This window comes from Arthrobacter sp. MYb214 (assembly GCF_002979865.1).
In the GTDB taxonomy this organism is placed as follows: Bacteria; Actinomycetota; Actinomycetes; order Actinomycetales; family Micrococcaceae; genus Glutamicibacter.
Map to the genome: position 1 here is coordinate 795697 of NZ_PCPZ01000001.1, position 13400 is coordinate 809096.

General features: G+C 66.9%; 10 protein-coding genes. All 10 read right to left on the minus strand.

From position 1 onward, the window contains the following. Nucleotides 1–67 precede the first annotated feature (67 nt). A complete protein-coding gene (locus CQ012_RS03695; protein ID WP_105656705.1) occupies nucleotides 68–1537 on the minus strand; it encodes a glutamate synthase subunit beta in 1470 nt (489 codons plus the stop codon). Then, nucleotides 1530–6149: a glutamate synthase large subunit gene (gene gltB / locus CQ012_RS03700; RefSeq protein WP_483561241.1), complete on the minus strand. Its 4620-nt coding sequence runs from the start codon at nucleotides 6147–6149 to the stop codon at nucleotides 1530–1532. Before gltB ends, CQ012_RS03695 begins: the two co-directional genes overlap by 8 nt. A 305-nt stretch (nucleotides 6150–6454) precedes the next feature. Beyond that, nucleotides 6455–6619 (minus strand): hypothetical protein, encoded by a 165-nt coding sequence (locus CQ012_RS17560; protein ID WP_181149008.1) that lies wholly within the window; start codon nucleotides 6617–6619, stop codon nucleotides 6455–6457. Nucleotides 6620–6711: 92 nt separating this feature from the next. Beyond that, nucleotides 6712–7728 (minus strand): prolipoprotein diacylglyceryl transferase, encoded by a 1017-nt coding sequence (gene lgt, locus CQ012_RS03705; RefSeq protein WP_286134569.1) that lies wholly within the window; start codon nucleotides 7726–7728, stop codon nucleotides 6712–6714. Continuing rightward, nucleotides 7728–8510, minus strand: a complete 783-nt coding sequence (trpA, locus tag CQ012_RS03710) for a tryptophan synthase subunit alpha (RefSeq protein WP_105656706.1) — start codon at nucleotides 8508–8510, stop codon at nucleotides 7728–7730. Before trpA ends, lgt begins: the two co-directional genes overlap by 1 nt. Further along, nucleotides 8511–9842 (minus strand): tryptophan synthase subunit beta, encoded by a 1332-nt coding sequence (gene trpB / locus CQ012_RS03715; RefSeq protein ID WP_105656707.1) that lies wholly within the window; start codon nucleotides 9840–9842, stop codon nucleotides 8511–8513. A 110-nt stretch (nucleotides 9843–9952) separates the two neighbouring features. Continuing rightward, the gene (gene trpC, locus CQ012_RS03720; RefSeq protein WP_105661458.1) at nucleotides 9953–10777 is read right to left on the minus strand and encodes an indole-3-glycerol phosphate synthase TrpC; all 825 of its coding nucleotides are present in this window, start codon (nucleotides 10775–10777) and stop codon (nucleotides 9953–9955) included. 1 nt (nucleotide 10778) lies between these two features. Further along, on the minus strand, nucleotides 10779–11027 hold the full coding sequence (locus CQ012_RS03725) for an HGxxPAAW family protein (RefSeq protein ID WP_105656709.1): 249 nt from the start codon (nucleotides 11025–11027) through the stop codon (nucleotides 10779–10781). A gap of 156 nt (nucleotides 11028–11183) precedes the next feature. After that, nucleotides 11184–11774, minus strand: coding sequence for a Trp biosynthesis-associated membrane protein (locus tag CQ012_RS03730; RefSeq protein ID WP_105656710.1), 591 nt, complete (start codon nucleotides 11772–11774; stop codon nucleotides 11184–11186). Continuing rightward, on the minus strand, nucleotides 11771–13342 hold the full coding sequence (locus CQ012_RS03735) for an anthranilate synthase component I (protein ID WP_105661459.1): 1572 nt from the start codon (nucleotides 13340–13342) through the stop codon (nucleotides 11771–11773). Before CQ012_RS03735 ends, CQ012_RS03730 begins: the two co-directional genes overlap by 4 nt. Nucleotides 13343–13400: the final 58 nt, after the last annotated feature.

Here is a 13400-nt window from a genome sequence, read left to right on the forward strand (position 1 = left end):
TCATGTTCACATAGGCAAAATGCGGCCCACCCGGCATCCGGGTGCGCCGCATTCAAGCCTATGTCACTCAAATGATGCTGATGGCCCTATCGGTTGGAGCAACCGGTGCAGGAAGGGTAGTCGAACCCATGAGGAACTTGTCGACCGCGGCCGCGCAAGCGCGTCCTTCGGCGATAGCCCACACGATCAGCGACTGTCCCCGACCGGCGTCTCCGGCGACGAATACCGATTCGGTGTTCGTCATGTAGTAGCCATCTCGGGCGACGTTGCCCCGGTTGTCGAATTCGATACTGACCTGTTCGTCCAATCCGGAAACTTCCGGACCGGTGAACCCGAGGGCAAGCAGAACCAGATCCGCTTTGATTACGCGTTCGGTTCCAGGCTTCGGGAGGCGCTTGCCAGCAACAAATTCTGTCTCTGCAACTGTAACACCGATCACCTTGTTTTGCTCAGTTCCCTCGCCGGAGATGAAGTTCACGGTCGAAGCCAGGTAGGTCCGCTCGCCGCCTTCCTCATGGGAGGTCTGCACCTCGAAAAGCACCGGCATCATCGGCCACGGCTGGTCTTCGCGGCGCTCGGTGCCCGGCTGCTGGCCGATGGCCAGCGTCGTGACGCTCGCCGCGCCCTGGCGCAGGGCGGTGCCGATGCAGTCCGAGCCGGTGTCTCCGCCGCCCAGCACGATCACGTGCTTGCCCGCCGCATCGATGCGCGGGGCATCGAGCTGGCCGGCGACCACGCGGTTGCTCTCGGTGAGGAACTCCATGGCATGGTGCACGCCCTCGAGCTTGTTGCCCGGCACCGGCAGCTCGCGCGGCACCGTGGCACCGGTGGCCACGATGACCGCGTCGTAGTCTCGGCGCAGCTGCTTCCAGGAGATGTCCTTGCCGATCTCGATGCCGGTGCGGAAGATCGTTCCTTCGGCTTCCATCTGGGCCAGGCGCAGGTCGATGACCTGCTTCTCCAGCTTGAAGTCCGGGATGCCGAAGCGCAGCAGGCCGCCGATGGCTTCGTCGCGCTCGTAGACGGCCACGGTGTGCCCGGCACGGGTCAGCTGCTGGGCGGCGGCCAATCCGGCCGGCCCCGAACCGACGATCGCCACGCGGTGCTCGGTGTGGCGGGCAGGCGGCTGCGGCACGAAGTCGCCGGCGTCCATCAGGTGGCCAGCGAGTTCGGCTTCGACCTGCTTGATGGTCACCGCGGGCTGGTTGATGCCCAGCACGCAGGAGGACTCGCACGGGGCCGGGCACAGCTTGCCGGTGAGCTCCGGGAAATTGTTGGTGCTCAGCAGCCGGGCGGCCGCATCATCCATCCGGCCCCTGTAGGCCAGGTCGTTGAACTCCGGGATCAGGTTGCCCAGCGGGCATCCCGAATGGCAGAACGGGACGCCGCAGTCCATGCAACGGCCGGCCTGCTCCTCCAGGATGCCGGACTTCTGGCGCTCGACGACCTCCTTGTAGTCCATCAGGCGCACCGGCACCGGGCGCTTGGGCTGGGTGACACGTTCGGTCACCTTCAGGAATCCACGTGGATCAGCCACGGGTCACCTCCAAAATCTTGTTCCATACCTGCGGCGAATCCGGGTTCTGCCCGTTGGCTACTGCGTCGCTGCGCAGCTGCTGCACGGCGGCGAAGTCGCGCGGGGTGATGCTGGTCAGCCGGCTGCGGGTTCGTTCCCAGTCCAGCAGCAGGCGGGAGGCCAGCGGGGATGCGGTCAATGCGATGTGCTCGGTGAGCAGCTCGTGGATGCGTTCGGCTTCGGCATCGGTAATCGGCGCTACCAGCAGGTCCGACTGCCCGGCAGCCAGCGGGTTCAGCTTGGCTGCATCGAAGTCCAGCACCCAGGCCACGCCGCCGGAGAACCCGGCGCCGAAGTTGCGGCCGGTGGCTCCCAGGATCAGCACCTGTCCCCCGGTCATGTACTCGCAGCCGTGCTCGCCGATGCCTTCGGTGACAATCGTGGCCCCGGAGTTGCGCACCGCGAAGCGTTCGCCGACCATGCCGTTGATGAACAGCTCCCCGCTGGTGGCGCCGTAGCCGACCACGTTGCCGGCGATGACCTGCTCCTCGGGTTTGGACAGGGTGGTGTGCGGCGGGTGGATCGCGATCCGGCCGCCGGACAATCCCTTGCCGACGTAGTCATTCGCGTCGCCCGAGAGCTTGAGAGTAATGCCCTCGGGAAGGAAGGCGCCCAGCGACTGGCCGGCGCGGCCCGAGAGGTTCACCTTGATGGTGTCCCGCTCCAGGGTCTGCAGCCCGAAGGTCTTGGTCACATGGTGGCCCAGCAGCGTGCCGGTGGAGCGGTCGGTATTCACGATCGCCGCGTCGATGCTGACCGGCAGGCGGTCAGCCAGCGCCGGTCCGGCCGCGGCGAGCAGCTGCTGGTCCAGGTGCGTGTCCAGCCCGTGGTCCTGGCCGATGCGGCGGCGGCGCGCCGCCAGTTCGGTATCCGGCACGTGGGTAATCGCATCCAGGGCCAGCCCGGAGACCTTGTCGTGCGCGGCGAACTGGGCGGGATCGGCCTGGAGCAGTTCGACCTTGCCGATCACCTCGTCCAGGGTGCGCGCCCCCAGCGAGGCGAGCAGCTCGCGCACCTCCTGGGCGATGAACTCGAAGAAGTTCACCACGAACTCGGCCTTGCCGGTGAAGCGTTCGCGCAGCGCAGGATTCTGCGTGGCCACGCCCACCGGGCAGGTGTCCAGGTGGCACACGCGCATCATGATGCAGCCCGAGACCACCAGCGGGGCGGTGGCGAAGCCGAATTCCTCGGCACCCAGCAGGGCGCCGATCAGCACGTCGCGCCCGGTTTTCAGCTGGCCATCGACCTGCACGGTGACGCGGTCGCGCAACCCGTTGAGGATCAGCGTCTGCTGCGCTTCGGCCAAGCCGATTTCCCACGGGGTGCCGGCATGCTTCAGCGAATTCATCGGCGAGGCGCCGGTGCCGCCATCGTGCCCGGAAATCAGCACGACGTCGGCCTTGGCCTTGGCCACGCCGGCCGCGACGGTGCCGATGCCGGACTCGGAGACCAGCTTCACGTGCACGCGGGCGGAAGGGTTGGCGCACTTCGCGTCGTGGATCAGCTGGGCCAGGTCCTCGATCGAGTAGATGTCGTGGTGCGGCGGCGGGGAGATCAGCCCGACACCCGGGGTGGAGTGGCGAGTCTTGGCGATCCAGGGGTAGAGCTTGGCGCTCATCAGCTGGCCGCCTTCGCCGGGCTTGGCGCCCTGGGCCATCTTGATCTGGATGTCATCCGCGTTGGCCAGGTACAAGCTGGTCACCCCGAAGCGGCCCGAGGCGATCTGCTTGACCGCGCTGCGGCGCACCGGATCGAGCAGCCGCTCCGGATCCTCGCCGCCTTCGCCGGTGTTGGACTTCGCGCCCAGCTGGTTCATCGCGATGGCCAGGGTTTCGTGGGCCTCGGCCGAAATCGAGCCGTAGCTCATCGCGCCGGTGGCGAAGCGCTTCACGATGGAGCTGACCGGCTCCACCTCGTCGATGGCGATCGGGGTGATCCCCTCGGTCTTGAACTTCAGCAGCCCGCGCAGGGTCTTGAGCTGTGCGGCCTGGTCGTCGACGGCCTTGGTGTACTCCTTGAACACGTCGTAGCGGCGGGTGCGGGTGGAGTGCTGCAGGCGGAAGACGGTTTCCGGGTTGAACAGGTGCGGCGGGCCTTCGCGGCGCCACTGGTACTCTCCCCCGGTTTCCAGTTCCAGCGGCTGGGCGCCGCCGTCGATCTCCGGGTAGGCGCGGGCATGGCGGGCGGCGGCCTCGGCGGCCACCACATCCAGCTCGATGCCCGAGAGCTTGGTGGCGGTGCCGGTGAAGTACTGGTCGACCACGCGCTGGGACAGGCCCACGGCCTCGAAGGTCTGCGCGCCGCAGTAGCTGGAGACCGTGGAGATGCCCATCTTGGACATGATCTTCAGCACTCCCTTGCCCAGCGCCTTGATCAGGTTGCTGCTGGCCTGGTGCCCGTCAACTCCGGGCAGCTCGCCGTTCTCGGCCATCTGCTCGACCGATTCCAGGGCGAGGTAGGGGTTGATGGCGCTGGCGCCGTAGCCGATGAGCAGGGCGATGTGGTGCACTTCGCGGGCGTCGCCGGACTCGATGATCAGCGAAACGCGGGTGCGGTTGGAGCTCTTGAGCAGGTGGTGGTGCACCGCGGAGGTCAGCAGCAGCGACGGGATCGGCGCCCAGGCCGCGGAGGAATCGCGGTCCGAGAGCACGATGTAGCGCACCCCGCGGTTCACCGCGGCGGAAACCTTCTCGCAGATTTCCTGCAGGCGGGCGCGCAGCTCGGATTCGCCGCCGGCCGGGCGGTACAGGCCGCGCACCTTCAGCGAGTACTTGGACCCGGATTCGTCGCGCAGGTGCACGATCTTGGCCAGCTGGTCGTTGGTCAGCACCGGGTAGTCCAGCGCGATCTGGGTTTGCGGGACACGGTCCAGGGACAGCAGGTTGCCGTCGGGGCCGATCGCGGTGCCCATCGAGGTGACCAGCTCTTCGCGGATTGCATCCAGCGGCGGGTTGGTGACCTGGGCGAAGGACTGGGTGAAGTAGTCGAACAGCAGGCGCGCCCGGTCAGCCAGGGCGGCAATCGGGGTGTCGGTGCCCATGGCGGCCAGCGGTTCGGCACCGGTGGCGGCCATGGGAGCGAGCAGCACGCGCAGCTCCTCGGTGGTGTAGCCGAAGGTCAGCTGGCGCAGGGCCACGGAGGCGGAGTTGTGGCGCACGTGCTCCAGGTCCGGGAAGTCGGCCAGCGTCTTCAGGTTCTGCGAAACCCATTCGCGCCATGGCTTGGCGGTGGCCACTTCGGCCTTGATCTCGGCGTCCTCGACAATACGCTGGGCGTCCAGGTCCACGGCGAACATCTTGCCCGGGGCGACACGGCCCTTCTTCACGATGTGCTCTTCGTCGACGTCGATCACGCCGACCTCGCTGGCCAGGACCACCAGGCCGTCGTCGGTGACCCACCAGCGGGCTGGGCGCAGGCCATTGCGGTCCAGCACCGCGCCGGCCATCGCGCCATCGGTGAAGCAGACGGCGGCGGGGCCATCCCACGGCTCGATGAGCATGGACTGGTACTGGTAGAAGGCGCGCAGGTCCGCGTCCATCTGATCGTCGTTTTCCCACGGCTGCGGGATCATCATCATGATGGTCTCGGTCACGTTGCGGCCCGAGAGCATGAGCATTTCGGCGACCTCGTCGAAGGAGGCCGAGTCCGAGGCGCCGGCGGTGCAGATCGGGAACAGTTCTTCGGGCACCTCGCCGAGCAGCTCGGATTCCAGGGTCGACTGGCGGGCGCGCATCCAGTTGCGGTTGCCCTTGACGGTGTTGATCTCGCCGTTGTGCGCGATGGTGCGGAAAGGCTGGGCCAGCGGCCACGACGGGAAGGTGTTGGTGGAGAAGCGCGAGTGCACGATCGCGCAGCGGCTGGTGAAGCGGGCGTCGGACAGGTCCGGGTAGAACGGCTCGAGCTGCGCGGTGGAGACCATGCCCTTGTAGACGATGGACTGCGAGGAGAACGAGGCGAAGTACACGCCCATCTTGTTGTGCGCGCGACGGCGGATGCGCCAGGCGGCGGCGTCCAGCTCGCGGCGGGTGGCGGCCGGGGCGCCAGCGTGGGCGCCGATGAAGATCTGGGCGATGTACGGCATCACCTTGCGGGCCGAGGCGCCGAGCACGTCGGAATCAACCGGTACCTCGCGCCAGCCGAGCACCGCCAGGTTCTCCTCGGCGGCCATGGTTTCCAGTTCTTCCTGGGCGAAGGCACGTTCGCCGGCGTCGGCCGGGAGGAAGCCCATGCCCACGGCGTAGGAGCCGGCGGCGGGAAGATCGAATGCGGTGACGCTGCGCAGGAAGGCGTCGGGCAGATGCAGCAGGATGCCGGCGCCGTCGCCGGTGCCTTCATCGGCCCCGATGGCGCCGCGGTGCTCAAGCCGGCGCAGGGCGGTCAGCGCGTGGGCGACGATCTCGTGGCTGGCATCGTTCTTCAGGGACGCGATCATCGCCAGGCCGCAGGCATCCTTTTCGGCCGCTGGGTCATACAGACCCTGCGCGCCAGGCAGCGCGGAAAAACGGGTGTAGGGCGAGGGGACCTCCTCGCCAAAACCTGGCGAGGCGTTCATCTGGACTCCGGTCATGCTCATGAGCGTGCCTTTCTTTGGTTCATGCAGGATAGGCGCGCGGCAGCCCCCGGTAAAGGGCTTATTCTTGGCAAGGGCTTCCGGCCGCCTGGATGTTTCATCTAGCTGAAACTTTTCGACAGTGCTAAGCGGGGTCTGCTTGCGCATCGAGGTTTCGGGGACGAACATTTCCCACCTCGTTGTGGTGCTGCACCAGCTGGCCTTTCCAGGGGTCGATCGACCAGCGTGGCGCGTGGATCACACGTTACGCAGGTTTTGTTTCTCGCATGCGCGTGCTTGTGTTTCAGGAATGTTAAAAACTTCTGCCGCTACCGGCGCGGAAAAAGCAGTTTTTTGCGGGCGGGGATCGCGAAAACCGGTTTTGCCAGCCGGTTTTGATAGCCGCCCAATGTTTCGGGCATGTTGCGCCCGAGGGACGGAAAACTGCCCAGATTTTCCGGACATTTCGCCATATTGGGGCCAGAGCGCGTCATGAAAGCGGATCCGGGCAGCTGCTGGCGCGGCTTAAACCACCGGTGGCCGGCAAGCGTGGATGCTTGCCGGCCACCGGAATGGTGCTATGGAATTATTGCTGCCGCTCTGTGGCGTCGTTGCCCGGATCGGGGCTGGTGCCCGGATCGGAGCTGGACTCCGCCGGTGAGTGCGCGGCGGGCTTGGCGCGATCTGCTTCGACCGGCTGCGCCGGGGCCCTGCCTGGCAGGTAGAACGGATCGACCTGCTGCTTGCGCAGCTTGCCCAGGACCACGATCAGCGCGAGGATGCCGGCGATGGCGATGCCGATCGCCAGCCACTGGTGCACGCGCAGGGCCAACGGCCCGATGGCGATGATTTCGGCCGGGTCCAGGCGCAGCGATTCGGTGAAGGTGCGGCCGATGCCGTACCAGATCATGTAGCAGCAGAACAGTGCGCCGCGGCGCAGCTTGAACTTCCGGTCCAGCGCGATCAGCACGAAGGCGCCCAGCACATTCCACAGCGACTCGTACAGGAAGGTCGGGTGGAAGAGCGTGTCCGCGGGCAGCCCGGCCGGGAAGTTGTAGCTGTCCGCATCGATCTCCAGGCCCCACGGCAAGTCGGTCGGCGCGCCGAACAGCTCCTGGTTGAACCAGTTGCCCCAGCGCCCGGCCGCCTGCGCCAGCAGCAGGCCGGGCACGGCCGCGTCGACGAAGGCCGAGAGCCGGATGCCGGCTTTCCGGCAACCGATCCACGCTCCGAGTGCACCGAGCGACACCGCGCCCATGATGCCCAGCCCGCCAAGCCAGATCTGCGGGATCTCGGCCAGGTGGGCGGTTTGCCCGCCGAGTCCGAAGTAGTACATCGGGTCGGTGATCAGCACATGGTAGAGGCGTCCGCCGATGATGCCGAAGGGGATCGTCCAGATGGCGATGTCCCAGAGCATGTCGGAGTTGCCGCCGCGGGCACCGAGGCGCTTGTTGGTCAGCCACAGCGCGATCAGGATGCCCGCGAGGATGCACAGCGCGTAGGCGTGGATGGTCAGCGGGCCGATCGAGATCCTGGCGAATTCCGGCGGCGGCGAAGGGATGGAGGCGGGCAAGGCAAGCGCCAGCTGCGCGGCAAAAGCCATCAGGCCCGTCCGCTCAGTTCGGCGGCCAGGGCGCCCACGGCCGGCACTCCCCCGTCACGCAGGGCGGCGACCAGCGCGGTGCCGACGATCACGCCGTCGGCGTAGGCGCCGATTTCTTCCACGTGCTCGCGGCGCGAGACGCCCAGGCCCACGCAGGCATTCTCGGCGCCGGCGTTGTGGGCGGCGGCGACCACTGCCTGCGCGGCGGAGGAAACCTCGGTACGGGCGCCGGTGACGCCCATCAGCGACACGCAGTAGACGAAGCCGGAGGACGCATCCACGGTGCGCTGCACCCTCGCTTCGGTGGACGAAGGGGCAATGAGGAACACGCGCTCCAGGCCGTGCTTCTCGCTGGCCTGGATCCATTCGGCGGCCTCGTCGGGCACCAGATCCGGGGTGATCAGGCCGGCGCCGCCGGCTTCGGCGAAGCGCCGGGAGAACTCGTCCACGCCCAGGCGCAGCACCGGGTTCCAGTAGGTCATGACCATTACTGCCACGTCGGTGCGTTCGGTGATTCCGCGCACGATGTCGAAGATCTGCGGGACCTTGAAGCCGTTGGCCAGCGCCTGCACGGTCGCTTCCTGGATCACCGAACCGTCCATCACCGGGTCGGAGTACGGGATGCCGATCTCGATGACATCCACGCCGTTCTCGGCCAGCGCCACGGCGGCCTCGATGCTGGTGGCGACGTCGGGGAAGCCGGCAGGCAGGTAGCCGATGAGGGCCGGGCGGCCCTCGGCGCGGGCTGCGGCGATCTTCTGGGCGCTGGTCACGCGGGTCATCTACTTCTCCTCGGATTTCTGCGAGCCGGAGTTCTGCGCAGTGGCCGCGTTGATTTCGGCCTCGGCGTCTTTTTCGTCGATCATGTTGAACCAGGCGGCAGCGGTGCCCACGTCCTTGTCCCCGCGGCCCGAGAGGTTCGCGATGATGATGGTCTCTTCGGGGACCGCGCCTTCGGCGATCTTGCGCGCCGCCAGGCGGATGGTGCCGGCCAGGGCGTGCGCGGACTCGATCGCCGGCAGGATGCCCTCGGTGCGGCACAGCGCCTTGAACGCGTCCATCGCCTCGGTGTCGGTGACCGGCTCGTACTTCACGCGGCCGATGTCGGCCAGGTAGGCGTGCTCCGGGCCGACGCCCGGGTAGTCCAGGCCCGCGGAGATGGAGTGCGATTCGACGGTCTGCCCGTCCTCGTCCTGCATCAGGTAGGACTTCGCGCCGTGCAGCACGCCCGGGCGGCCCAGGGTGATGGTCGCGGCGTGGCGGTCGGTGTCCACGCCGTCGCCGCCGGCCTCGTAGCCGTAGATCTCCACCTCGGGATCGTCGAGGAAGCCGTGGAAGATGCCGATCGCGTTCGATCCGCCGCCGATGCAGGCGGTCACCGCGTCGGGCAGGCGGCCGGCCTGGGCCAGGATCTGCTCGCGGGCCTCGTCACCGATGACCTCGTGGAAGTAGCGGACCATGGCCGGGAACGGTGCGCCGCCGGCGGCGGTGCCCAGCAGGTAGTGGGTGTTATCCACGTTGGCCACCCAGTCGCGCAGCGCCTCGTTGATCGCGTCCTTCAGCGTCTGGGAGCCGACGGTGACCGGGATGACGGTGGCGCCGAGCAGGCGCATGCGCGCGACATTCAGCGCCTGCCGGCGGGTGTCTTCCGCGCCCATGTAGACCACGCATTCCAGGCCCATCAGGGCCGCGGCGGTGGCCGAGGCGACGCCGTGCTGGCCGGCACCGGTCTCGGCGATGATGCGGGTCTTGCCCATGCGCTTGGCCAGCAGCGCCTGGCCGAGCACGTTGTTGATCTTGTGGCTGCCGGTGTGGTTCAAGTCCTCGCGCTTGAGGAAGATCCGCACCCCGCCGCAGTACTGCTCGGAAAAGCGCTTGGCTTCGGTGAGCAGCGAGGGGCGCCCCGAGTAGTTCTTGTTCAGGTCCTTGACCTGGGCGATGAACTCGGGGTCGTTCTTGGCCGCTTCGAAGGTCTCGTTCAGCTCGTCCATGGCGGCCATGAGGGACTCGGGCATCCATCGCCCGCCGTAGGCACCAAAGTACGGGCCGCTTGCGTGCCTTAGCGACTGTGCATCGATCGACTGGCGGTGCTCGGAGTTTTCCGGAGTGCTCATCGATTCCCTCTTTCCTCGTACGGAGCTTGATTCGTGGTAAGTCTCGTGCCCCGCCGGAAACTCCTGCGGGGCACGAAAAGCAGTTCTGGGTCCTTCGCCGCCGTGCGCGGCTAGCGCTGCGGCTTGGCGCCGGTACCGGCCTTGATGAACGCGGCGACCGAAGCGCGCGGATCGGCATGCTTCACCAGCGCTTCGCCCACCAAGACCGCGTCGGCGCCGGCCGCACCGTATTGGACGACCTGTTCGGTGGATTCCACACCGGACTCGGCGACGATCACCGCCTGGGCCGGCAGCAGCGGAGCGAGCTTGCCGAAGGTGGCTGGATCGACGTCCAGCGTCTTCAGGTTGCGCACGTTCACGCCGATGATCCTCGCTCCGGCCTTGCTGGCGCGGGCGATTTCCTCCTCGGTGTGGGTCTCCACCAGGGCGTTCATTCCCAGCTGGTGAGTCAATTCTAGGAAAGATGCCAGCAATTCATCATTCAGCGCCGCAACAATGAGCAACACGAGGTCAGCGCCGTGGGCGCGGGCTTCGTAGATCTGGTACTCGTCGACCGTGAAATCCTTGCGCAGCACCGGAATCTGCACGGCAGCGCGTACCGCGTCGAGATCCTGGAGCGAACCGCCGAAACGGCGGGCTTCGGTGAGCACGGAAATCACCGAGGCGCCACCGGCCTCGTATTCAGCGGCCAGTACGGCAGGCTCCGGGATATCTGCCAGCGCGCCCTTGGACGGGGACTTGCGCTTGACCTCGGAGATGACACGCAGCGTGGTGTCGCGGGCGGCCTGGTCGGCATGGCCACCGAGCGCGGCGAAAGCATCGCGCGCAGGAGCTGCCGCTGCCGCGGCCTGCTTGATCGCTTCCAGGCTGGTGATTGCGCGACGGGCGCCCAGGTCTTCCCGGACGCCCGCGATGATCTCATCAAGAACAGTCAATTTAGTGCGATGCTCCGCTGCGAGCGCCGCCCACGCCGAAACCGGCTGCCTTCAGGATCCAGCCCAGGAGCAGGCCAACCACCATGATGCCGCAACCGACCCAGACGATGGACCAGGCGAAGTAGGCGAAGGCGATGCCGGCCACGATTGAACCGGCAATCATGGTCAGTACGCAGGCCCACGCTGCGATGGAGTTACCGTGGCCAATCTCTTCGGTGTATACCGGATCGAGCTCGGTGTTCTGCGACATGTTCGATGTCTCCTCATGTTGTGATGCTGCGTCCCGGCAGGGCGTTGCTGCCCGGGACGTTGGTCTTCAGGTTCCATTCTGCCACCTGCGCGCGGGAACCTCCTATTCCGGAAGCCTTCGTTTCGCGCCGGTGGTGCGAATCACGATCCGCCCGGGTTATTTCCGGCCAGCAGTCGGGTCTTCGCCGTCCGAGAGCTGCTCCCAGCTGGCGATGTTGCGCGAGGACTGGTCCTTGGGCTCCGCGCTGGACCTTGCCGCCTGCCGATCGTACTTGCTGGCCTTGGCGGGCCAGCGGCCGGCGAAGACGAACACCAGCACGGCCTGCAGCACCATCAGCGCTCCGGCGAACACCGCCACCGCTGGCCACGCGCTGAGCGTGTACTCGCCGACGTTCTGGGCCAATCCGGTAGCTTCGGCCACGGTGGTGGAGGCGACGGCCTGCGGATCGCGCAGCGCCCCGAGGCCGGCGGCAACCACGGTGGCACCGGCGAGCAGGCAGATCGCCGCAATGATGTAGCGGGCGATCTTCCCGGCGATCAGCAGCGCCAGCGAACCGGCCAGCACCACCACGGAGACCGCGGTGACCGAGGCGGCCGCGGTGGCGCCGTCGATGGCGATCTGCGGGATCTGCACGGAGCTGGAGGCCACATCGACGGTGATCCATGTGCGGGTGGCCGACCAGAGGCCGATCAGTGCGCCGGCCATGCCGAAGAGGGCGAGGGTGCGGGCGCTGGTCAATTTCTTCACTTCGTTTCACCTGATTCGGTGTTGATGTTGTGGGCCGCACGCATCGACTGCGCAGCCCAGACGGCGCGCAGCGGGGCGGCTGCCTTGTTCACGGTTTCCAGGGCTTCGTCGGCGAACTTCGAGTCATTGACGATGCCGCCGCCGGCTTGCATATAGGCGCGTTCCCCCTTGAGCAGGGCGGAGCGGATGGCGATGGCCATGTCCATGTCGCCGGCGAAGTCCAGGTAGCCGACCACGCCGCCGTAGATGCCGCGGCGGTACGGTTCGTACTCGTCCAGCAGCTGCAGGGCGCGGGGCTTCGGTGCGCCGGAGAGCGTGCCGGCCGGGAAGGTCGCGGCCAGCACGTCGTAGGCGTCCACGTCGTCGCGGGTCTTGCCCACCACATTGGAGACCAGGTGCATGATGTGGCTGAAGCGCTCGACCTCCATGAACTGGGTGACTTCCACGGTGCCGGCCTTGCAGACCCGCGAGAGGTCGTTGCGCGAAAGGTCAACCAGCATCAGGTGCTCGGCGCGCTCCTTCTCGTCGTTGAGCAGCGACTTCTCGTGCAACTGGTCGTCCTCGTAGTTCGCCCCGCGCGGGCGGGAACCGGCGATCGGGTGGGTGACCACGTGCGAATCGTTGACGGTGACCAGCGCTTCGGGCGAGGAGCCGACGATCTCGAACCGTTCGCCGTGCTCGTTGACGAAGTTGAACAGGTACATGTACGGGCTCGGGTTAGTCGCGCGCAGCACGCGGTAGACATCCAGCGCGTCGGCCTGCGTTTCCAGCTCGAAGCGGCGCGAGACGACGATCTGGAAGACCTCTCCGTCCACGATCGCGGTCTTGGACTTGGCCAGCGCCTTGAGGTACTCGTTCTCATCCCAGGAGTGGGTGACAGCTTCCATCAGGGTTTCGCGCGGCACATCGGTACCGGTGAGCACCGCCGCGGCCGAATCCACCGGCACCGCGAGCTGGTCGAGCATCGCCTGCAGGCGGGTGACGGCACGGTCGTAGGCGTCGTCGACATTCTCGTCGCTGCCATCGAAATTGATCGCGTTGGCGATCAGCGTGACGGTGCCTTCGGCCGCATCATGGGCAGCCATGTCTGCTACCAGGTTCATGCTCAGCTCAGGCAGGTTCAGATCATCGGCCGGCGGGTTGGGCAGCTTCTCCCAGTGGCGCACGCATTCCCAGCCGATGAAGCCGACCATGCCGCCGGTCAAGGGAGGCATGCCGGGAACGGGTTCGGTCTTCAGCGCGCGCACGGTGTCGCGCAAGACATCCACGCCCGCACCGCCGGTAGGCAGGCCAGCTGGCGCATGGCCCTGCCAGTAGGCTTCTGAACCACGGGTGCTCAGCGTTGCCGGGGAGTTCACTCCAATGAAGGAATAGCGGCTCCAGACACCGCCCGGGGCAGCCGATTCCATCAGGAAAGTGCCCGGGCGGCCCTGCGCCAGGGTGCGGTAGAGGCCGATGGGCGTGAGCGAGTCAGCCAGCACGGTGATAGTCACGGGGATGACACGACGGTTCGCGGCCATGGCGCGGAAGGACTCGCGGGACGGGGAAATCTTGCCAAGGGTTTTCATCTGTGTTCTTCTTCTACGTATTCTTCGAGCGCGTGCTGCGATGCGCAGCTGGGCGCGG

Excerpts from the sequence above, each read along its gene's own strand:
- gltB (WP_483561241.1), bottom strand. The coding sequence starts at position 6,149 with ATGAGCATGACCGGAGTCCAGATGAACGCCTCGCCAGGTTTTGGCGAG.
- CQ012_RS17560 (WP_181149008.1), bottom strand. The coding sequence starts at position 6,619 with ATGACGCGCTCTGGCCCCAATATGGCGAAATGTCCGGAAAATCTGGGC.
- lgt (WP_286134569.1), bottom strand. The coding sequence starts at position 7,728 with ATGGCTTTTGCCGCGCAGCTGGCGCTTGCCTTGCCCGCCTCCATCCCT.
- trpA (WP_105656706.1), bottom strand. The coding sequence starts at position 8,510 with ATGACCCGCGTGACCAGCGCCCAGAAGATCGCCGCAGCCCGCGCCGAG.
- trpB (WP_105656707.1), bottom strand. The coding sequence starts at position 9,842 with ATGAGCACTCCGGAAAACTCCGAGCACCGCCAGTCGATCGATGCACAG.
- CQ012_RS03725 (WP_105656709.1), bottom strand. The coding sequence starts at position 11,027 with ATGTCGCAGAACACCGAGCTCGATCCGGTATACACCGAAGAGATTGGC.
- CQ012_RS03735 (WP_105661459.1), bottom strand. The coding sequence starts at position 13,342 with ATGAAAACCCTTGGCAAGATTTCCCCGTCCCGCGAGTCCTTCCGCGCC.